The organism is Methylocella sp. CPCC 101449 (assembly GCF_031921685.1).
In the GTDB taxonomy this organism is placed as follows: Bacteria; Pseudomonadota; Alphaproteobacteria; order Rhizobiales; family Beijerinckiaceae; genus Terripilifer.
The window spans coordinates 1,998,300-2,019,570 of the sequence record NZ_JAPDHU010000001.1 but is presented as its reverse complement, the minus strand read 5'-3'; the positions used below and the strand labels follow the sequence as shown (position 1 = coordinate 2,019,570).

The window sequence follows — 21,271 nt, the reverse complement described above, 5'->3', positions numbered from 1 at the left end:
GAGTAATCAGGCGAAATTCTTCGCGAACGTCTCGACGACGCCCTTCAGCGTCGCCTCGTCGGCCGACGACAGATCGCGCGAGTCGCGGATGCTGTTGAGCAGCGCGCCGTGGCTCGAACGCAGCAAGGTCAGCAGATTGTCTTCGAACGCCCGCACGCGGTTGACCGGCAGGTTGTCGAGATAGCCGTTGACGCCGGCGTAGATCACGCAGACCTGCTCTTCCATCTTCAGCGGCGAGAACTGCGGCTGCTTCAGGAGTTCGGTGAGACGCGCACCGCGGTTGAGCAGACGCTGCGTCACCGCATCGAGATCGGAACCGAACTGCGCGAAGGCCGCCATTTCACGGTACTGCGCCAGCTCGCCCTTGATCTTGCCGGCGACCTTCTTGGTCGCCTTGGTCTGCGCCGAGGAGCCGACGCGCGACACCGACAGACCGACGTTCACGGCCGGACGAATGCCCTGATAGAACAGGTCGGTTTCAAGGAAGATCTGACCGTCGGTGATCGAAATGACGTTCGTCGGAATGTAGGCCGACACGTCGTTCGCCTGGGTTTCGATGACCGGCAGAGCGGTGAGCGAACCCTTGCCATTCTCGTCGTTGAGCTTGGCGGCGCGCTCGAGCAGGCGGGAGTGCAGATAGAACACGTCGCCCGGATAAGCTTCGCGGCCCGGCGGACGGCGCAGCAAAAGCGACATCTGGCGGTAGGCGACGGCCTGCTTCGACAGATCGTCATAGATGATCAGGCCGTGCATGCCGTTGTCGCGGAAATATTCGCCCATGGCGCAGCCGGCGAACGGGGCGAGGAACTGCATCGGCGCCGGATCGGACGCGGTAGCCGCGACGACGATCGAATATTCCAGCGCGCCCTGTTCTTCGAGCACCTTCACGAACTGCGCGACGGTGGAGCGCTTCTGGCCGATGGCGACGTAAACGCAGTAGAGCTTGACGTGTTCGTCGGTCGACTGGTTCAGCGGCTTCTGGTTGAGGATGGCGTCGAGCGCCACGGCGGTCTTGCCGGTCTGGCGGTCGCCGATGATCAGCTCGCGCTGGCCACGGCCGATCGGGATCAGCGCGTCGATGGCCTTGAGGCCGGTGGCCATCGGCTCGTGCACCGACTTGCGGGGAATGATGCCGGGCGCCTTGACGTCGACGCGGGCGCGCTTGGCGGCCTTGATCGGGCCCTTGCCGTCGATCGGATTGCCGAGCGCGTCGACGACGCGGCCGAGCAACTCCTTGCCAACCGGCACGTCGACGATGGCGCCGGTCCGCTTGACGGTCTGGCCTTCCTTAATGTCGCGGTCGGAACCGAAAATAACGATACCGACGTTGTCGCTTTCGAGGTTCAGCGCCATCCCGCGGATGCCGTTCTCGAATTCGACCATCTCACCGGCCTGAACATTGTCGAGGCCGTAGACGCGCGCGATACCGTCGCCGACCGACAACACCTGACCGACTTCGGTAACTTCAGCTTCGTTACCGAAATTGGCGATCTCATTCTTGAGAATCGCCGAAATCTCAGCGGCGCGGATATCCATCAGCCGACCTCTTTCATACGAGTGCGAATTGAGTTGAGTTTTGTCTTGAGCGAACCGTCGACCATGCGCGAGCCGAGCTTGACGACAAGCCCGCCGATGATCGCCGGATCAATCTTCACATCCACATTGACCGTCTTGCCGCCGGAAACGCCAACGAGCGCATCCTTGAGGGCGCTCAGCTGGCTGTCGCTCAGCGGTTCGGCCACGGTGACCTGGGCGCGCGTCACACCGCGTTCGCGGTCGACCAGCTTGCCGAAGTCGCGGATCATGTCGCCCACCGCGAATAGGCGGCGCTTGGACGCCACGAGTTTCAGGAAGTTGCCGGCAATGCCGGAAACGCCAACCTTGGCGAGAACGGCGCCGAGCGCCTTGACCTGCTCTTCGGCCGAGAAGACCGGGCTGCGCACCAGCCGCTCAAGATCAGGACTGGCCGCAACAAGATCGGCGAAGGATTTGAGGTCGCCGGCGACCTTATCGAGCGATTTCTGTTCCTTGGCGAGTTCGAACAGAGCAAGAGCATATCGCCCTGCCATGCCGGAAACGATGGAAACCTCTTGCGCCACGTGAAATCTGGCCTCTGCTGATGTGCCTGCACACATTCCCCGAGCATTTCCCGGCGTGATCGGCGCTGGAAAAACCCGGTTGCATGCTGGCTGGAAATGGGCCGGATCGCGCAGCCCGCGCGACCCCGCCACAAGGCGCGCAGGGGGTAACATATGGGGTTTGGCCGCGCAACACCGGCCGTTGTGGAAGAGTTTGTCGAGAGTGAGGCGAGACGCCGCAGTCTCCCTGACACATTTATAGATGCCCCCGTGAATCTACGGAGACGCCGCGCTAGGGTTTTATCGCAGACCGACCGAAGAAACTTGAGCCGGAGATTTCGCAATTCGGCAACGTCGCCGCGTTGCTTTTATCAGCCGGCGCTGGTCTTGATGACCCGCCAAGGCGCTGCCCTGAACTTAGTCCGAACCCTGGCCCGAACGAACACCCGGCTCCTTGCATCGTAATATCCGTTTGAATATAGCGAATAACACCCCCGAGGAGGAACAGATGGCTCAAGATATGGCCTCTCAGACCCAGCCAAATAGCCAAGGTGAAGTAAAATACGCCTTCACCCACACGATTGACGGCAAGGCCGTCCCAGCCACTGCCACGTTCGGCGTCATCAACCCCGCCACCGAACAGATCTTCGCCCAGTGCCCGGACGCTTCCCGCGAGCAATTCGAACAGGCCGTCACCGCCGCCCGCAAAGCTTTCCCGGCCTGGAGCCGCCTCTCCTTCGGCGAGCGCCGCGCCTACCTGCACAAGCTCGCCAAAGCGGTGCGCGACAACGCCGAGACGATCGCCGCCCTCATCACCCGCGAACAGGGCAAGCCACTGTCGAACGCGCTGCGCGAAATGGCCGGCACCGCCCATTCGCTCGAAGCGATGTCGAACATCGAGGTCAAGGACGAGGTGCTGCGCGACGACGGCAAGAACAAGATCAGCCTGCACTTCCGCCCGATGGGCGTCGTCGGCGCCATCACGCCGTGGAACGTGCCGGTCGGCCTTGCCTCACACAAGATCGCCCAGGCCCTTATCGCCGGCAATACGATGGTGCTGAAGCCGTCGCCTTATACGCCGCTCTCGACCCTGCTGATCGGTGAACTGTCGCGCGACATTCTTCCGCCCGGCGTCTTCAATGTCGTGGCCGGCGGCAATGACCTCGGCAAGTGGATGACCGAACATCCGGGCATCGACCGCATCTCCTTCACCGGATCGGTCGCCACCGGCAAGCACGTCATGAACAGTTCGTCCAGCACGCTCAAGCGCGTCACCCTCGAACTCGGCGGCAACGATCCCGCGATCATTCTCGACGATGCCGACATCGCCACCACGACACAGAAAATCTTCAACGGTGCTTTCGGCAATTGCGGCCAGATTTGCATGGCGGTGAAGCGCGTCTATGTGCCCGAGCAGATGTATGAGCCGGTGCTGGAAGCTTTCGCCACTTTGGCGAAGAACCATCGCGTCGGCGAAGGCTTCGAGCCGGACGTGCAGATGGGGCCCCTGCAAAACAAGATGCAGTTCGACAAAGTCGTCGACGTGCTGGAAGACGCCAAGCGCCAGCCCGGCGTGCGCGTCGTCGCCGGCGGCCATAAGCTCAACCGCCCCGGCTACTTCCTCGAACCGACGATTATCGCCGGCCTGAAGGACGATACGCGTCTGGTCACCGAGGAACAGTTCGGCCCGGTTTTGCCGGTGCTGAAATATTCCAATCTCGATGACGCCATCGCCCGCGCCAACGACACCCGCATGGGTCTCGGCGCTTCGGTCTGGACCAAGGACATGAAGAAGGGTGCCGAAGTGGCGGCGCGGATCGAGGCCGGCACGGTGTGGATCAACCACCATGTTGGCTCCGAAGCCGACATTCCCTTTGGCGGTTTCAAGGAATCGGGCATGGGCCGCGAGCACGGCGTGATGGGGGTGCAGTCCTATATGGAGCCGCAGATCATCAACGTCCCGCAGGCGTAAGGGTTAATATCGTAGAATCACAACATGAGAGACCGGTGCGGGGAATCACGCTTCCCGCATCGGCTTGCATCCGGTATGACAACGGACGCGAAGCGTTCGTTCTGAATTTGTGAACCTTGCTCACATTTCAGTGTGCGCAATCGCACAGGCAACCTCTGTCTGTTATGAAATCTTCATTCGCCTGACCCATGGATGTGCGCAAGCAACTGCATGGCGGGGAAACTTTTTATATTTGCTGGAATTGAGCCCTAGATGGGACCGCCTGCGGTAACCATCTTGGGTCGAAGACAGTGATTGGTGCCCTCTGACGACATTCGGCCATAGACAAAAGCATGGCTGTTGAGGTTAGAGTGGCTGGTCTATGTGTATACATTCCTATATGCATTACCGGGTTGGTGGCCCGCTTTTGGGGAAGCGACGATGAAACCGACAATGTTCGTGCGTTCGGTGAAACGTTCCTGGCCTGCCTGCGTAATCCTTGCGGGTATGCTCCAGTTCACCACCACCGTTCCGGCCCAGGCCGGACTTTTCGATTTCCTGTTTGGCAATTCCCAGCAACAGCGGCCGGTTTACGCACCGCAGCCCAGCGCTCAGCCGCGCGCCCAGGACCGCACCCGCACCAAGAACAAGAAAGAAGCCAAGCGCGGCAAGGCCATGTCGGCGACGGCCGACGGACCGAACCCGACGGTCGCGCGCGATCTGAAAACCGTTCGCCATCTCGCCGAAGTGGCGCAGACCCAAGGCATCGCGGCCGCGCTGCTGCAAGATCCGACCCTGCGCTCAGGCGACATCGTCGTCACTGCCTCTGGCCTGACGGTTTATGAGGCCGGCTCGCGCAAAGCCAATCCGTTCCGTCCGCTCGCCGAGTCAAAGCTGCGCAACCGCTCCGATCTCGCCCAATTGCAGCGCGCCTTTGCGCTGCGCCGCCTCGACACCATTATCGCCACCGGCGAACCGATGTCGCCGTTGGTCATCCATTCGCGCGGCAACCGGTCAGCGGAATTCCAGGCCAAGACCGATCCGACCGAGGAAAAATCGGTGATCGAGCAATTGGGGCCGCCGAAGCCGGGCCTGACCCTGACACGGGCGCCATAAGCGGTTCGCTGACGGACGGCGCCTACATAAAATTCATCGGATCGACGTCGATCTGAACGCGTACGCCGCCCCGCTCGGGCGGCGCCGCCGCCAGCATGGCGCGCAGAAATCCTTGCAGATCCGCCGACCGGGGCGCCTTGAGCAGCAGCCGGAAACGATGGCGCCCGCGCACAACGGCGATCGGCGCCTCGGCTGGCCCCAGCAGCACCATGTCATCTTCTTCCGGCAAGGCCCCATGGCGGGCGAACCGCCAGCGCTCCGTGTCGGGCACCGCATGGGCGGCGCGCACCAGGGCGCGGGCATGGCCCTCCGCCGAAGCCCGGTCGTTGCCAGAAACGATGAGGGCGGCCAGCCGCCCGAACGGCGGCAGACCGGCACGGCGGCGCTGCTCGATCTCCTCGGCGTAAAACCGTTCCGCATCTCCCGACAGAATGGCTTTGATCACCGGATGGTCCGGCTGCCAGGTTTGCACCAGGCCCATGCCGGGCTTTTCGCCACGGCCGGCGCGGCCCGTCACCTGCTGCAGCATCTGGAAGGTGCGCTCGGCCGCTCTCGGATCGCCGCTGGAGAGACCGACGTCCGCGTCGATCACCCCGACGAGGGTGAGCCCTGGAAAATTGTGTCCTTTGGCGACGAGCTGGGTGCCGATGACGATGTCGAAAGCGCCATTGGCGATCTCTTCGATCTCGCGCCGCAGCCGCTCCGTGCCGCCGGGAAAGTCAGAGGACAGAACCAGGACGCGCTTGCCCGGAAAGCGTTCGGCCACCTCGTCGGCAAGCCGCTCGACGCCGGGACCGCAGGCCATCAGGCTGTCGGTGGTGTGGCATTCCGGACATTCGTCCGGCCGGCGCTCGATATGGCCGCAGTGATGGCACACCAGCGCCCGCCTAAAACGATGTTCCACCAGCCAGGCGGTGCAATGCGGACATTGGAAGCGGTGGCCGCAGGCATTGCACAGAGTCAATGGCGCATAGCCGCGCCGGTTGAGGAACAGCAGCACCTGTTCGCCGCGCTCCAGCACTTGATCCATCGTGGCGGCGAGACGGGGCGAAATCCATTTGCCACGCGGCGGCCCGCCCGACTTCATGTCGATGGCCTGGAGCTGCGGCAGGCTGCGGCCGCCAAACCGCGCTTCCAGCTTCAGGTAGCGATAACGCCCCTGCTCGGCATTGACCCTGGTTTCGAGCGCCGGTGTCGCCGACGCCAGAACCGCGGCGGCATTTTCCAGCCGCGCCCGCACCACCGCCATGTCGCGGGCGTGATAGGCGACGCCATCCTCTTGTTTATAAGCCTGTTCATGCTCCTCATCGACGATGACGGCGCCGAGGTCGGCATAGGGCAGGAACAGAGCCGAGCGGGCACCCGCCACCACCTGCACCTCGCCCGAGGCCACTCCGGCCCAGATACGCGCCCGCTTGCGTGCCGAAACGCCCGAATGCCATTCCGCCGGCCGCACCCCGAAGCGCTTGGCGAAACGGTCGAGAAACTGCCCTGTCAGCGCGATTTCCGGCATCATGATCAAGGCCTGGCGCCCGGCGCGCACCGCCGCCGCCACCGCCTCGAAATAGACCTCCGTCTTGCCCGAGCCGGTGACGCCTTCGAGCAAAGTGGTCGAAAATGTCTTCGCCGCCACCGCTTCGGCCAAAGCCTGTGCCGCCACCTGCTGCCCCGGCTCGAAGCTCGGCACCGCGAAATTAAGATCGGGCGGCAAGGCCACGGGTTCCGGCGGCAGCGCCACGGTTTCCAGCGTGCCCTCGTCGATCAAGGTGTCGACGACACCGGCCGAACAGGCGGCCGCTTCCGCCAGCGCCGACTTGCCGATCAAAAGACCGCCTTCCGCCGCCTTGATCACCCGCGCGCGTGCCGGCGTCATGCGGCGCGGCAATTGCGGCGCCGCCGGATCGCCAGCCAGCCGCACGCCGACGCGCGCCGGCTCCGGCCCCGCATGATCGGGCGCCCGCACGCCCATGCGCAGCACCATGCCGCGCGGCGCCAGGGTCCATTTGGCGATCCAGTCGATCAGCGCCCGCAAGGGCTCGCGGACGGAGGGCAGATCGCGCTTGGCGATCACCGCCTTAAGATTGCCGCCCGGTGCGGCCCGCACGTTCCAGACGATGCCGGTCGCCTCGCGGGTGCCGAGCGGCACTTCGACGAAATCGCCCGGCCGCAGGTCCATGCCAGCAGGAACTTTATAGGAATAGGCCGTCTCGACCGCGACCGGCACCAGCACGTCGACGACGTGGCTGACGGCGGTAGCCGGTTCTGATTCGTCCGCGAGCAAGCCCATGCCGCCATCCATCACAGGCCGGCGGCGGCAGCAAGGCAGTTCAGCAGCCTAAACGACGGGCGTCCGCGTCAGCCCCAGATGGCGCAGACGATCGACGAAAGCGGCCAGACGTTCCTTGCGATAGGCGGCCACATCCATCGCCTCATAGTTGAGGAAACCCTGCTGTGTTTTCAGGCCGATCCGGCCTGCCGCCATATTCTGTTCGATGATCGGCGGCGCGGCATAGCGCCGGTCGTTCAAGGCACCCGAAAGATATTTGCTCGTGTGATAGAGAATATCGCCGCCGCCCCAATCTATGAATTCGAGCAAGCCCAGCACCGAGAAGCGGAAGCCGAAGCCATATTTCACCGCCTTCTCGATATCCTCGGCGCTCGCCACCCCTTGTTCCACCAGGCGAGCCGCTTCGTTCATGGCGATGCCCTGAATGCGCGGCACGATATAACCAGGGCTCGAGGCGCAGACCACGGGCACCTTGCCGATCCGTTCCAGCACGTCCTTCAAACGCTGCAATGTCTCGGCACTCGTTTCCTTGCCCGGCGAAAGTTCCACCAGGGGCACGATGAAAGCCGGGTTCAGCCAATGGGCGTTGAGAAAGCGCATTGGATGTTCGACCGCCGGTGCCAGATCCTCGACCAGGATGGTCGACGTCGTCGAGGCGATGATCGTCGAGGGACCACATTGTTTGGAGACCTCCCGCAGCGCTTCGCGCTTGAGGTCGAGAACCTCAGGGAAACCTTCAAAGACGATATCCGCCGCCGCCAGCGGGGCAGCCGCATCCTGCTTGGCCACCACGCGAACGCGATTGGCGATCTGTTCGATAGAGGCGCCGCCGTCGAACAAACCGATTTCCGCAAGCAAGGTCAGCGTTTCGACGATTTCCTGCCGCGCATCGCGTTCCAACGCCGCAAATTCCGCTGCAGGACGTTCCTTGTAGTCCAGCAGCGTGACGGGATGGCCGGCATAAGCAAAGACGATCGCGATGCCGCGCCCCATGCGCCCGGCACCGACGGCGACAATATTTTCCGGCATGCTCATGCATCATATCCATTTTGCAGGAACTGGGTGATGGCGGCGCGATCGAGCGAGGGAAAACCGACCTTGGACAGCGGCCTTCCTTCCTTCTCGAAGTCGTCGGCGCAGATCGCCGCGCCGACGGACATCATCGCCCGCGCCACCGGAACCTCGACACCCGCCAACTGCGCCACGGATGTGAGCAGCGAAAGGCCGAGACGCACGTCTTCCATCATATAGCGGTGTTCGGTCAGCACGATGTGTTCGCGCCAATCGCCCGAGTCGGTGAGCTGCTTGTGCGAATTGCGCCCATACATCCATTCATCGCCATCCTTGCGATAATGGTCGGCCAGCGGAAAATGCGGCGCGCCATATCCCATGGCTTCACGAACCTTCACCCGTTCGGCATCGAGCTGATCGGTCACCCGCCGTACCGACGGCTGCGTGCCCTCGTTATGAATGTCCCATTGCGGAAAATGTTCCAGCGGCGCCGCATTCATGATGATCAGCGGCGGATGGATGACCGGCCCGGCATTCATCAAAGCCGCCGACAAAACGTCGCCACAGGTTTCGATGGCCCCCGGGAACGCCTGGCTGATCACGGCGATCGCGTGATCATGCGCCTTCAGCGGAAAGACGCCGGTCGGCAGACGCGTCGCGCGTGTGGTGATGAGGATTTCCGCGAAACCGTGCTTGCGCACCAGCCAGGGCAACGTGCCGGTTTCTGCGAAAGCCACCCCGCGCGCAGTGCCCGCCGCCTTCGCCGCCTTGGCGAAAATAAGAGAGCCCAAGGTTCCCGGCGGCAGGAAGACGACCTGTCCCGCACGCAGATGCGGCGCGATCACCTGCGCCAGATCTTCGTGTGCCGTCGCCGGCACCGGGCAGAAGATCAGGTCCGCACCCTTGAGCGCCGCGGCGATATCGCTGGTGACGTCGCTCAGAGTGACCTCGCGCGTCCCGGAATAATCGCGCACCTTGAGCTTGTTGCCGAGCGCGCGATGTTGCGCGACCTCCTTTTCCCCGCGCCGCCACAAGACGACTTCATGACCGGCGAGAGCAAAATCCGCGGCACCCGCGAGAGAACCGTTCCCTCCACCGATAACGGCAATGCGCATTCCATGACCTCCTCAGATGAATTGCATGCAGCTCCCAGAGGGAGTCACGGCTCGTATTTCCAGGCTCCATTGACGAGCCGCACGATCACGAGCGAGCGTTCGTCGACGCCGTAGCTGGAACCTTTGGCGAAGTTGTAAACGCCATGAACGCCGGCCAGTTCTTTCGTTTGCAAAATCTCGTCCTTGAGCCGCGTGCGGAATTCAGCCGTCCCGGGCTTGGCGCTGCGCAAGGCCCGCTCCGCCGCGTTGATGAAGACCAGCCACGCATCGAAACTGTAGGCGGAGAAGCCATCGGTCGTCGCTTCGCCATTCGCCTTCTGATAGGCCTCGCGGAAAGACATGGAGAGCGCTTTGGCGAAATGACCGTCCGGCAATTGTTCCGCCACGACGACGGGGCCGATGGTCACCTTGACCCCCTCGGCGGATTTGCCGCCGACGCGCACGAAATCCGCGTTGACGAGCGGCGCCAAGCCGTAGAGCCCGCCTTTGTAGCTGCGTTTCGCCAGTTCGATCAGCGGCAGCGCGGCTTGCGTTGAAGATCCGCCGATCAAAACACCATCGGGCTGCGTCGCCAAAATCTTGAGGATCTGGCCGGTAACCGAGGTATCGGTGCGCGCATAGCGTTCGTTGGTCAGAACCTTGATGAGCCCGTCCGCCTCCGCCCGCTTGGCGCCGTCATAGACGAGATCGCCCCAGGAATCGGAAAAGCCAATATAGCCGATGTTGGTTTTGCCATCGCGCTTCATGCGCTGCGCGACCACCTTCCCCATCAGGGCCGGCGATTGCGGGATCGTCACGCTCCACTGGTCCGCGTCGGCCGAGCTGATCGGCGAGATCGCGATCATCGGCACTTTCAGCTCTTTCGCGACGGCCGTCATCGCAATGCTGGAAGGTACCGTTCCCGTGCCGATGAGAATGTCGACATTCTCTTCCTCGACGAGTTTGCGCGCGTTGCGCGTGGCTGCCGACGGATCGGACGCATCGTCAAGCTCGATGACTTTGATGTTCTCCGAACCGACCTGAGGCTTATAGGCTTGCGCCGCTTTCATCCCCTTGCCGTAGGGAATGCCGATCGCCGCCGCGCCGCCACTCAACGATGTGACGAAGCCAACCTTGATCTCCGCCTGCGCCCCTGTGGCGACGACGAAGCTCCCCGCGAGAATGGTTGCCGATATAAGCGTGCGCATAACGACCTCTCCATTTGTATGAACCGTTACAAGCAAAAATCCGCCGACCACCGCGCGAAACGCGCGGCGACATCAGAGATTGGACGGGAAGAAAGCAGCGTCTCACCCGCAATGCAGGGCGACGAGAAAGCGGCTGGCGCGGCACGCTCTGATCCATCGTTAAGCCACTTGAACACAAGCAACTGCACTCCCTCACGAAGAGAGACTAGATATTTTAGACATCAATGAAATATCGGAAGCCCGCGCCTTAGGCACGACAGCAGAAGTTTGCTAGCTCCCTCCAGAAAGGCCCATAAAACCTCCGTAATCGCTATCTTCGACCTGTTCGAGGTTCATTTTTATGTTTTCAGCCCGGCATGACCAGGATGAACGTCACGCTATTACTTCATGCATGAAGTGTCTAGGGTTTATTTGAGGCAAGATGGCCAAACAATCATCGTCGCCCATGGAAAAGAGCGGCAACCCGATGAGATTGGCGGCAATGCTTTTGGACGCCGGAGGATTTGCGGCCGGCTAGAGAAGATCGATCATCGCCGCTTCGGTCGGGGCGTCAGCAATCTCGGCCGTAACATTCAAGCGTGCGAGGCCGTTAGCGCAATCAGCTGAAATGCAGATGTGACGTGGGCGCGCGGCACGATCTTCGAGGCCGGCATCGACGACGAGATCGGCGAAGATCGAGGCGCTGCGTCGCGAATAATGCAGGACCGCGTCGAGCATACCGCCTTGCAGTGCCGTCACGGCCGGTTTCGGCAAAGTTTCGACCGCGCGCGCCTCATAGACAACCACCGTATCGACGTGCAGACCGCCCGCCGACAACGCCAGTTCGAGATCGGGCTTGCGATCGCGCCCAGCCAGATAAAGCAGGCGCGTGCCCCGCTTCATTTCGCGCAGAAGCAGCGTGGCAAGTTCCGCCGCATCGCGTCCGTTGAAACCATCCTCGAAAATATTGGCCCGATGCGCCATGTCGCGGCTGCGCGTACCGACGCAATGCAACGGCTTGTCGAAGAAAACCGCAAATCGCGCATCCGGAATCACCGCATCGAAAACATGGACGCTGGTGACGATCACGCCTTCATAAGTGTTTGCATAATCCGTGCCCGGCACATCGGCGCCCGTGGCGACGATGCCCATGAGCGGCGCGATGATCGGTTCATAGCCAGCCTGAACCAGTCGCGTCGCCGTGCCCTCGGCATCCCATTGCGGCCGCGTGACGAGGACACGCATGACTCACCCCAGAATGTCTGTGGGCGCACGCGCCAGCAGCGCCTGTCCGGCCCGTTCGCCGATGGCCAGCGCTTCGCTAGCCGGCCCTTCATCGGCGATCTCGAACCACTCGCTGCCGTCGGTGCGCAGGATCATGCCGGAGAAAGTCAGGCGATCGCCCTTGACCGTCGCAAGCCCGGCGATCGGCGTGCGGCACGAACCATCGAGCACACGCAGGAAAGCCCGTTCCGCCGTCAGCGCCTGGCCTGTCGGGATATCGCCGATCGGCTGCAAGAGCGCGCGGGTCGCCGCGTCGTTCTTGCGCGCGGTGATGCCGATCGCCCCCTGCCCCACGGCCGGCGGAAATTCATCGGTGCTGAGAATGGCGGCGGCGCGATCTTCAAGCCCCAGGCGCTTGAGACCGGCGAGCGCCAGCAAGGTCGCATCGAAATCGCCATCGGCGATGCGGCGCAGACGCGTCTCCACATTGCCGCGCAGCAGGCCGATTTGCACATCCGGCCGCAAACGCTTCAGCAAAGCGCCGCGGCGCAGCGAGGCCGAGCCGACACGCGCGCCAGGCTTCAGATCAGCGATGCTTTTGGCATCGCGGGCAATCAGCACGTCGCGTACGTCCTCGCGCGGCAAATAGACCGAGACCTCGATCTCATCGGGCAGGATCGTCGGCAGATCCTTCGACGAATGCACGGTCAGATCGACCCGGTTCTCGACCAAAGCCGCATCGAGTTCGCGCGTGAACAGCCCCTTGCCGCCAGCCTCTGCCAAGGCGCGATCCTGGATCATGTCACCCGTCGTGCGGATCGGCACGATCTCGATCGCCGCCTCGGCCAGACCATGGGCCGCCATCAGGCGGCGGCGCGTCTCATGGGCCTGAGCCAGCGCCAATTGGCTGCCGCGCGTCCCGATTCGGATCAGATTCATTCTTCTCTTCGCTAAACTGAGCTTAAAACTGGCCGGACTATAGGGTTTCACGCGCCTCCCGGACAGTCTACAAGTGTCGCATGCGTGTCCTGGGAATCGAAACAACCTGCGATGAAACGGCGGCGGCGGTGGTCTCCACCCGCCCCGACGGCAGCGGCGAAATCCTCTCCAACGAGGTGATGAGCCAGATTGCCGAACATGCCGCCTATGGCGGTGTCGTGCCTGAAATCGCCGCGCGTGCCCATGTCGATCTGATCGACCGCATCATCCGCCGCGCTCTGGAGCGGGCCGGCACCACCATGGACAATATCGACGCGGTGGCCGCCGCCGCTGGCCCCGGGCTCGTTGGCGGCGTCATTGTCGGCCTGACCACCGGCAAGGCCTTGGCGCTCGCCACCGGCAAGCCCTTCATCGCCGTCAATCATCTCGAAGCCCACGCGCTGACCGCTCGGCTGACCGACAAGCTCGAATTTCCTTATCTGCTGCTGCTCGCCTCCGGCGGCCACACGCAATTGATCGCCGTTACCGCAGTCGGCACCTATAGCCGCATCGGCACCACCGTCGACGATGCCATCGGCGAAGCCTTCGACAAGGTCGCCAAAATGCTCGGCCTGCCCTATCCCGGCGGACCGCAGGTGGAGCGCATGGCCGATCGCGGCGACCCGCGCCGTTTCGATTTTCCCCGCCCCATGCTCGGCCGCGCCGAAGCCGACTTCTCGCTCTCGGGTCTCAAGACCGCCGTGCGGCTGCAGGCCGATCGCCTCGGTGCCATCACCGAAGATGATGCCGCCGACATTTGCGCCAGCTTCCAGGCAGCAATCGTCGACATGGTAATCGATCGCGTACGCGCTGGCCTGCGCATCTTCCGCGCCACCCATGGCTACCCGACCGCTCTCGTCATCGCCGGTGGCGTTGCCGCCAATGGCGCCATCCGCCGGGCGCTGGCGCGCCTGGGTTCCGAAACCGGCCTGCCACTCGTCATGCCGCCACCGGATCTGTGCACCGACAACGGCGCAATGATCGCCTGGACCGGCATCGAGCGCCTGCGCGCCGGCTTCCAGGACGGCATGGATTTCGCGCCAAAGCCGCGCTGGCCTCTCGATCCGGACGCACAACGGGTTCACAACGGAAAGGCGTGACATGCGGCGCCCGCTGCATTCAGGCATCAAAACCGTTCTTTATGCCGTCGCCATCTTCTTCCTGACGCCAGGCGGCGCGCGCGGGCCCCTCGATGCCGACCGCATGACCGCGAGCGTGCGCATTTTTTACGCGCCACGCGACAATCTGCGCGAGATCGACCGCGCCGTCATCAGCGGCGCGCGCCAGACGATCGATTTCACCGGCTATGTGCTGACCGATCGCAGCATCGTCGAAGCTTTGTCGGATGCGGCGCGGCGCGGCGTCAAAGTCCGCCTCTATCTCGATCCCGACCAGCCCGCCGTGCGCCGGCCCGATGCCAATCCGGCCTTCTGGTCGCTTGTCGGCCAGAAAGGCGTCGAAGCGCGCATCAAAACCGGCGGCAATGACTTGATGCACCTCAAAGCCTATCAGGTGGACACGCGTATCCTGCGCTCAGGCTCGGCCAATTTTTCCGTCAGCGGCGGCCAATATCAGGACAACGACCTCCTGCTGATCGAAGGCCGCGATGCCGTCGGCAGTTTCGTGCGTCAATTCGAATATTTGTGGGACCGCCCCGGCAATACGCCACTGAACCGTGATATGCCCCCAGCCGCACGCCGCTTCCTGGGAGATGACCGGCCATGAATGAGAACAGGCAACCGCGGGGCTTTACCCGTGTCGGCGTCATCGGCGCTGGCGCCTGGGGCACCGCGCTCGCCAACGTGGCCGCTCGTGCGGGCCATCCGGTCGATCTATGGGGACGTGACACCAAGCAGATCGAGGCGCTCTGCAAGGAGCGCGTCAACACGCAGCACCTGCCCGACATCCGCCTCGAACAAGCGGTTGCGCCGACCCACGACATGCACACGATCCATCAGGCCGATCTGGTGCTCGCCGTCGTGCCGACGCAGAGCCTACGCAACGTGCTGCGCGTCTTCGCGCCGATGTTGAAAAACACCGCGCCGCTCGTCATCTGTGCCAAGGGCATCGAAATCGGCAGCGGCCTGTTCGTCAGCGAGATCGCCCGCAAGATCATTCCGCAACAGCCGGTCGCCGTGCTGTCGGGACCGAGCTTCGCCCATGACGTGGCGCGCGGCCTGCCCACGGCCGTCACCATCGCCGCCACCGACGGCCGCCTGGCCGAGCGTATCGGCGCGGCCCTGGCGACGCCAACCTTCCGCCTCTACCACACCGACGATCTCAGAGGCGTCGAGATTGGCGGCGCCGCCAAGAATGTGCTCGCCATCGCCTGCGGTATCGCCGCCGGCCGGGGTCTCGGCGCCAGCGCTGGCGCCGCTCTGGTGGCACGCGGCTTCGCCGAACTGTCGCGATTCGGCCGAGCCTTCGGCGCACGCAGCGAAACCTTGATGGGCCTCTCAGGGCTCGGCGATCTGGTGTTGACCTGCGGCAGCACCCAGTCGCGCAATTTCGCGCTCGGCGTCGCGCTCGGCAAAGGCGCGACATTGGCCGACGCGCGCGCCGGCAAACTGGCCGAGGGCGCCTTCACCGCCAGCGGCATTTTGGAACTCGCCCAGCGCCAGCAGATCGACATGCCGATCGCTCAGGCGGTCGATGCGGTCCTGTCAGGCAAGCTCAGCATCGACGGCGCCGTCGATGCGCTGATGGCACGGCCGTTGCGCGGCGAAGCCTCCTAACGGAGGTGGACAGGCGCCGCCTGGCGGTTTCTTCCTGTGAATGTTGGATGTAGGGTTCTGCCGCGATTTTCCGAAGAGGCACACGTCATGGCACATTGGCTGGTCAAGAGCGAACCGTCGTCCTGGTCCTGGGATCAGCAGGTCGAAGCCGGCGCCAAGGGCACGTCATGGAACGGCGTGCGCAACCATACCGCCAAACTCAATCTCATGGCGATGAAGCTCGGCGAGCAGGTGTTCTTCTATCACTCCAACGAGGGCAAGGAGATCGTCGGCATCGTCGAGGTGTCGAAGCTCTATTACCCCGACCCGACCGACAAGACCGGCAAGTTCGGCATGGTCGACTTCAAGGCGGTGAAGCCATTGAAGACGCCGGTGACCTTGGAACAGGTGAAGGCGACGCCGACGCTCGCCAAAATGTCGCTCGTCACGTCCTTTCGCCTCTCGGTGCAGCCGGTGACCGACGCCGAGTGGAAACTCGTCTGCAAGATGGGTGGCGTTTAGCCCAACAGATCGATCAGCGGCGGAATGAGCGGCGCATCGGCCGGCGGCATCGGATAATCGCGCATCTGCGCGGCTTTAACCCATTTGATCGCCTGGCCTTCGCGCGGCCGCACGAAGCCCTCCCAACGCCGGCAAATATAGAGCGGCATCAGCAGATGGAAATCGTCATAGGCGTGGCTGGCGAAGGTCAGCGGCGCCAGGCAATCTTCCTTGACGGTGATGTCGAGCTCTTCGCGCAATTCGCGGATCAAGGCCGCCTCCGGCCGCTCGCCCGGATCGATCTTGCCGCCGGGGAATTCCCACAGGCCGGCGAGTTTCTTTCCTTCCGGACGTTGCGCGATGAGAATGCGGTCATCCGCATCGATCAGGGCAACGGCAACGACGAGCAGAATGTTCAAAACCGGCCTTCCTGACGTCCAACGAGCGTAATCGAGACAGCCGGCTGATCCGGACCGACCCTCACCGTCTCGTACATCGCCGCGCCCTCTGGCGTAAAGGAGCCCCTGGCCGAATAGATTTTCGACGTGGCGACGAAATAAGTGCCCGGCGCCACGCGATCGAAAGCAAACATCCCTTGAGCGGAGGCACGGGTCGTGCGCGTATAGGAGCTATAGGTCGGCCCCGCATCGGCCGGCGGCGCCCACATCGGCGGAATGGAACGGCGGCCGCGATACAGCGCCTGGAAACGCGCCACGCTATAGGGCGTTGCCGGCACGAGCCGAACCGTCGCGCCGGCCAATTCATGCGCAATGCCGTCGCGCGTGACGAATAACGCCTGGCCTTCGATGCGATGGACGCCTTTTTCGCGGATGAAGCGGGCGGCTTGCGCATCGAAGGGAACAGGCGGCGCCATCGACGACGTCGACTGACATCCCGCCGTCATGACGCAAGCTAGAATCACGCCGCTCAAACGCATCGCCACGCTCCATTGGAACATGGAGCGTGGCGGATCGTATGCGGCAAATCAAGTCAGAGGAGACGAACTAGTCGATCGCGTAGCGGAAGCCGACGCGCACCTCATTGGAGGTCAACGCCTTCGAACCGGACGCCTTCGAGGGATTGCCCATATTGAGATAGCGATAGCCGATATCGATCTTGGCGCGATCCGTGAGCTGATAGGCGAAGCCGGCCATCAAAGCCCAGGCGAAGGCAACAGAGTTCGAGCTGATGGCTTGGTACTTACTCTGCGCGCCATAGTTCACGGGCTGCCCTGGAATGCTCTGCCCCATATTGTTGATATGGCTATAGATCAATGGATATCCAGCCGGGCGTACGAAAGTCGGCCCATACATGCTGCCATCTGCTGCGTTGTACCAGTTGTAAGAGGCTGTCGTCGCGCTATAGGAAACGCCGACACCCGCACCGACATATGGCGTCAAACCGGACCAGGTTCCGAGATCGAAATAGACATTGGCGAGACCAACATGACGCTTCAAGCTCGCTTTCTGCCCCGCAGTACATTTGTTGTAGATGACCGCTATCCCAATCGGATCGCCGCTCGATATGTCATTGATACCAGCCACGTCGCTTTGACAATCGAACTGCGCCGATGATGCATTTGCGTTGATCGCGTTACGGTATTCGTAAGTCAGGTCGGCACGAACCCAATTGTTAAATTGGTAGCCGAAACCAAGGCCGAGCGCCCAGCCATTCTTGGTGCCGCCCGTATTGAGCAACTGCGAGCCTGCCGGCGCGGATGTCGCCACGGCACCAGGTGCACCAAAAACCTGCGGTGTCATTTCACGTGCGAAGGTCGCATCACCACGCAGATACCAACCCGTGCCCAATTCCACCGGCACTTCCTGTTGCAGCGCCGGATATGATGGATAGGCGGTGGGGATGCCCATATCCGCCGCGAAAGCGGTCGCGCTCATGCCGATCAGAGCCGTCGCCGCCAATGCCCCCAAGCGCACCATTCGAACATTCCTTCCGCTGTCCGGTCGATGAAACGCCGAACCTTGATGCGGAAAGCTTCGCAGCGATTGCTTAATCTCCTCTTAAGTATAAAGCGGCTTTCGACTTGACAGTGTAAAAAATACTGAAGCGTCAAAAGCAAAACGGCGCGAGAGACCCGCGCCGTTGCAAGAGAGTGATGTCGCGTTGCGGCTCAGTATTTGCGAACCAGCGGCGGCGGGGGCGGCGGCGGAGCCATGATCGCCGGCGCGTAATCGGCAAGCATCCAGCGCAGACCGATCGAGAAGTCATGCGAGCCAGCGCGCGAGAACTGCAGCACGTTGTTGCAGGCGCTGACGCCCGGGCCACCGTTGTAGCAATTGGGGGCGCCGGCCGAGGACTTGCCGTAGTTCAGATAGCGATAGCCGAAATCGAGCTTCAGGTTCGAGGTGACGTTGTAGCTGAGACCGGCCATCAGCGCCCAGGCAAAGCTGCTGGTCGTCTTCGAGCCGTAGTAACCACCCGTCGTCGAGGAGGCGAAGGAGCCCGGACCCGCGTAGAGGTTGCTGTAGCCATTGTCGGTCACGCCATGCAGCGTGTTGCTGGCGAAGCCGACACCGGCGCCGACGTAAGGCGTGATGCCATACCAGGTGCCGAGATCGACGTAGCCGTTCAACAGGCCGACGAAGCTCGCCATGTTGCCGCGGTAGAAGTTGCGCAGCACATAGAATTGCGCGCCGTTGTTCCACGACAGCTCGTCCTGGGTCGAGAAGCTGCTGCCGCGATATTCGGCGGTGATGTCGGTGCGGAACCAGCTATTGATCTGATAACCGACACCGAACTTGATGAAGGTCGAATTGCTGAACTGCGCCGGGTTAAGCGAATAGGCCGTCGGGATGAAGCCCGGGCCACCCTGACTGAGCGGGTTCGGCACGTTCTGAGCGTTGATCTTGCTGTTGAGGCCGATGCCGATATCGCCGCGCAGATACCAGCCGGAGAAATCCTGAACGGCGGCAACCGCGGGGCTGCTGATCATCGGGGGCGGCGGCAGCAGGTCGGCGGCGCCGGCTGCGGTCGACAGGCAAGCAAACGAAGCTGCGGCAACACAAAGGGCCTTAGAGACGGCCATGACTCAAATCCTCTCGTTTCGCCGCGCAGCGCCGTGGCGTGCACGCAAAGTTCAACGAGCGGATCATCGGCGATTCCGGTTAATGGGGACTTAACCCTAAGACTTAACGTTAATGCCGATGGAAAAGCCAAGAAAATCAACAGCCAAATCAATGGCTAAAAAACGGCAGGAAAGGGTTATTCCGCGGCGACCTTGTCGCCCTTGCTCTCGATCGCCGCACAGATGGAATCAACGACGGATTCCACCATGGCCTGGTCGTCGCCCTCGCCCATCACCCGGATCACCGGCTCGGTGCCCGAGGGGCGGATCAGCAACCGCCCATTCTTGCCGAGCTTGCCTTCGCCAGCGGCGATGGCCCGAACCACCCGATCCTCGCCCAACGGATCGCGCATGGTCGTGCGAACGTTCTTGAGGACTTGCGGCAACGGATCGAACAGGTGGCAGACCTCGCTCACCGGCCGTTGGCGCCGCTGCACCACCGCCAGAACCTGTAGGGCCGAGACGAGGCCATCGCCGGTCGTCGAATAATCCGACAGGATGATATGGCCCGACTGTTCGCCGCCCAGGTTGAACCCATGCTCGCGCATATGTTCGAGCACGTAGCGATCGCCAACCGCCGTGCGCGCCATCGACAGGCCGATCGATCCCAGATAGCGCTCGAGCGCCAGATTAGACATGACGGTGGCGACGATGCCGGGCTTGCTCAGCCGGCCGTCATCCTTCCAGCTCTGCGCCACGACCGCCATCAACTGATCACCATTCACCGGATGACCGTGTTCGTCGACGATCAACACGCGGTCCGCATCGCCATCGAGCGCGATGCCGAGATCGGCGCGCACTTCGCGCACCTTGCGGATCAAGGCTTCCGGCGCGGTCGAACCGACTTCGCGGTTAATGTTCATGCCATCGGGATCGACGCCGATCGGAATCACTTCCGCGCCCAATTCCCAAAGCGCTTCCGGCGCCACGCGATAGGCGGCGCCATGGGCGCAATCGAGAACGATGCGCAGACCATCGAGCGAAAGATGACGCGGCAAAGTCAGTTTCGCGGCTTCGATATAACGGGCGCGCACGTCATCGACGCGCTTGGCACGGCCGAGATCGAGCGACTTCGACAGTTTCGCCGACATGTCGCTGTCGATCAGCGCTTCGAGCTGACGCTCGACGTCATCGGACAGTTTGTAGCCGTCCGGTCCGAACAGCTTGATGCCATTGTCCTCGAACGGATTGTGCGAGGCTGAAATCATCACGCCTATATCGGCACGCATCGAACGCGTCAGCATGGCAACCGCCGGCGTCGGCATCGGGCCGAGCAGCAACACGTCCATGCCTACGGATGTAAACCCCGCCACCAATGCATATTCGATCATATAGCCCGATAGGCGCGTATCCTTGCCGATCACCACCCGATGGCGATGCTCTCCACGCTGGAACACCAGACCGACGGCCTGCCCGACGCGCAAGGCGAGATCGGGCGTGATCGCGCGATTGGCGCGACCGCGAATGCCGTCAGTACCGAAATATTTGCGTGCAACTGCCATCAAGAATTTCCGCTTCGGATGTCAAAACCGGACGCGCCGGAAAAGAAGGCAACGTCACTGTAACGTCGCGCACTGTCTGAGTCTTTCCTTAAAAATCAACGTATTTAACGATTCGTCGCAATCACTTATACCAACAAGAGCTTACCGTCCGACCAGGGAATCCAGGAAAATCAATGACTACTATCTATCACAATCCGAAATGCGGCACATCCCGTACCGTTCTGGCCCGTATCCGGGAAGCGGGTGTCGAGCCACGGGTGATCGAATATCTGGTGACGCCGCCGAGCCGCGCCGAAATGCAGGCCCTCCTCAAAAATCTCGGCATGGCGCCGCGCGACATCTTGCGCCGCAAGGGCACGCCTTATGAGGAACTCAACCTCGATAACCCGGCGCTCACCGACGCTCAGCTTCTCGATGCGCTCGGCGCCCATCCCATCCTGATGGAACGCCCCGTCGTCGTCACCGCCAAGGGCGCCCGTGTCTGCCGCCCGGCCGAACGGCTGGACGAGATCTTTCCGGCATAGCCCCGGCAAGAAGCTGAATGTA

20 protein-coding genes are annotated in these 21,271 nt (G+C 62.6%); 7 read left to right on the top strand and 13 right to left on the bottom strand.

What is annotated here, in order from left to right:
• Window positions 1–6: 6 nt before the first annotated feature.
• The gene (gene atpA / locus OIM99_RS09350) at window positions 7–1,536 is read right to left on the bottom strand and encodes a F0F1 ATP synthase subunit alpha (protein ID WP_311850065.1); all 1,530 of its coding nucleotides are present in this window, start codon (window positions 1,534–1,536) and stop codon (window positions 7–9) included.
• Entirely contained in the window at window positions 1,536–2,099 is a 564-nt protein-coding gene (locus OIM99_RS09345; protein WP_311850064.1) for a F0F1 ATP synthase subunit delta, read from the bottom strand. Before OIM99_RS09345 ends, atpA begins: the two co-directional genes overlap by 1 nt.
• Before the next feature lie 487 nt (window positions 2,100–2,586).
• Between OIM99_RS09345 and OIM99_RS09340 the strand changes: the two genes are divergently transcribed.
• On the top strand, window positions 2,587–4,050 hold the full coding sequence (locus tag OIM99_RS09340) for an aldehyde dehydrogenase family protein (RefSeq protein ID WP_311850063.1): 1,464 nt from the start codon (window positions 2,587–2,589) through the stop codon (window positions 4,048–4,050).
• A 420-nt stretch (window positions 4,051–4,470) separates the two neighbouring features.
• Window positions 4,471–5,145, top strand: coding sequence for a hypothetical protein (locus tag OIM99_RS09335; protein ID WP_311850062.1), 675 nt, complete (start codon window positions 4,471–4,473; stop codon window positions 5,143–5,145).
• Window positions 5,146–5,167: 22 nt separating this feature from the next.
• On the opposite strand, the gene OIM99_RS09330 is transcribed toward OIM99_RS09335, so the two are convergent.
• The 6 genes from OIM99_RS09330 to hemC all read right to left on the bottom strand — a co-directional run bounded on the left by OIM99_RS09330 (window position 5,168) and on the right by hemC (window position 12,887).
• The gene (locus OIM99_RS09330) at window positions 5,168–7,432 is read right to left on the bottom strand and encodes a primosomal protein N' (RefSeq protein WP_311850061.1); all 2,265 of its coding nucleotides are present in this window, start codon (window positions 7,430–7,432) and stop codon (window positions 5,168–5,170) included.
• A 48-nt stretch (window positions 7,433–7,480) separates the two neighbouring features.
• On the bottom strand, window positions 7,481–8,467 hold the full coding sequence (locus OIM99_RS09325; RefSeq protein ID WP_311850060.1) for a 3-hydroxybutyryl-CoA dehydrogenase: 987 nt from the start codon (window positions 8,465–8,467) through the stop codon (window positions 7,481–7,483).
• Complete coding sequence (locus tag OIM99_RS09320; RefSeq protein ID WP_311850059.1) at window positions 8,464–9,558, bottom strand: NAD/NADP octopine/nopaline dehydrogenase family protein; 1,095 nt, start codon at window positions 9,556–9,558, stop codon at window positions 8,464–8,466. The genes OIM99_RS09325 and OIM99_RS09320 overlap by 4 nt, the downstream gene beginning before the upstream one ends.
• A gap of 44 nt (window positions 9,559–9,602) precedes the next feature.
• A complete protein-coding gene (locus OIM99_RS09315; protein ID WP_311850058.1) occupies window positions 9,603–10,745 on the bottom strand; it encodes an ABC transporter substrate-binding protein in 1,143 nt (380 codons plus the stop codon).
• A 513-nt stretch (window positions 10,746–11,258) separates the two neighbouring features.
• A complete protein-coding gene (locus tag OIM99_RS09310; RefSeq protein ID WP_311850057.1) occupies window positions 11,259–11,969 on the bottom strand; it encodes a uroporphyrinogen-III synthase in 711 nt (236 codons plus the stop codon).
• 3 nt (window positions 11,970–11,972) lie between these two features.
• Window positions 11,973–12,887 carry a hydroxymethylbilane synthase gene (gene hemC, locus OIM99_RS09305; protein WP_311850056.1) on the bottom strand — a complete coding sequence of 305 codons (915 nt, stop codon included), beginning with the start codon at window positions 12,885–12,887 and terminating at the stop codon, window positions 11,973–11,975.
• An 80-nt stretch (window positions 12,888–12,967) separates the two neighbouring features.
• On the opposite strand from hemC, the gene tsaD reads away from it, so the two are divergent.
• From tsaD to OIM99_RS09285, 4 genes are all read left to right on the top strand, one after another.
• Window positions 12,968–14,026 (top strand): tRNA (adenosine(37)-N6)-threonylcarbamoyltransferase complex transferase subunit TsaD, encoded by a 1,059-nt coding sequence (gene tsaD, locus OIM99_RS09300; RefSeq protein WP_311850055.1) that lies wholly within the window; start codon window positions 12,968–12,970, stop codon window positions 14,024–14,026.
• Window position 14,027: 1 nt separating this feature from the next.
• On the top strand, window positions 14,028–14,651 hold the full coding sequence (locus OIM99_RS09295) for a phospholipase D-like domain-containing protein (RefSeq protein ID WP_311850054.1): 624 nt from the start codon (window positions 14,028–14,030) through the stop codon (window positions 14,649–14,651).
• Window positions 14,648–15,661: an NAD(P)H-dependent glycerol-3-phosphate dehydrogenase gene (locus tag OIM99_RS09290; RefSeq protein ID WP_311850053.1), complete on the top strand. Its 1,014-nt coding sequence runs from the start codon at window positions 14,648–14,650 to the stop codon at window positions 15,659–15,661. The genes OIM99_RS09295 and OIM99_RS09290 overlap by 4 nt, the downstream gene beginning before the upstream one ends.
• 87 nt (window positions 15,662–15,748) lie before the next feature.
• Complete coding sequence (locus tag OIM99_RS09285) at window positions 15,749–16,162, top strand: EVE domain-containing protein (protein ID WP_311850052.1); 414 nt, start codon at window positions 15,749–15,751, stop codon at window positions 16,160–16,162.
• Here OIM99_RS09285 and OIM99_RS09280 read toward each other — a convergent pair.
• The 5 genes from OIM99_RS09280 to glmM form a co-directional block, all read right to left on the bottom strand.
• A complete protein-coding gene (locus OIM99_RS09280) occupies window positions 16,159–16,560 on the bottom strand; it encodes a (deoxy)nucleoside triphosphate pyrophosphohydrolase (RefSeq protein ID WP_311850050.1) in 402 nt (133 codons plus the stop codon). The genes OIM99_RS09285 and OIM99_RS09280 overlap by 4 nt on opposite strands.
• Window positions 16,557–17,078, bottom strand: a complete 522-nt coding sequence (locus tag OIM99_RS09275) for a carboxypeptidase regulatory-like domain-containing protein (protein ID WP_311850049.1) — start codon at window positions 17,076–17,078, stop codon at window positions 16,557–16,559. The genes OIM99_RS09280 and OIM99_RS09275 overlap by 4 nt, the downstream gene beginning before the upstream one ends.
• Before the next feature lie 67 nt (window positions 17,079–17,145).
• Complete coding sequence (locus tag OIM99_RS09270) at window positions 17,146–18,078, bottom strand: outer membrane beta-barrel protein (RefSeq protein WP_311850048.1); 933 nt, start codon at window positions 18,076–18,078, stop codon at window positions 17,146–17,148.
• 191 nt (window positions 18,079–18,269) lie between these two features.
• The gene (locus OIM99_RS09265; RefSeq protein WP_311850047.1) at window positions 18,270–19,184 is read right to left on the bottom strand and encodes an outer membrane beta-barrel protein; all 915 of its coding nucleotides are present in this window, start codon (window positions 19,182–19,184) and stop codon (window positions 18,270–18,272) included.
• A gap of 176 nt (window positions 19,185–19,360) precedes the next feature.
• The gene (glmM, locus tag OIM99_RS09260; RefSeq protein ID WP_311850046.1) at window positions 19,361–20,725 is read right to left on the bottom strand and encodes a phosphoglucosamine mutase; all 1,365 of its coding nucleotides are present in this window, start codon (window positions 20,723–20,725) and stop codon (window positions 19,361–19,363) included.
• A gap of 173 nt (window positions 20,726–20,898) precedes the next feature.
• On the opposite strand from glmM, the gene arsC reads away from it, so the two are divergent.
• Entirely contained in the window at window positions 20,899–21,249 is a 351-nt protein-coding gene (gene arsC / locus OIM99_RS09255; protein ID WP_311850045.1) for an arsenate reductase (glutaredoxin), read from the top strand.
• Window positions 21,250–21,271 lie beyond the last annotated feature (22 nt).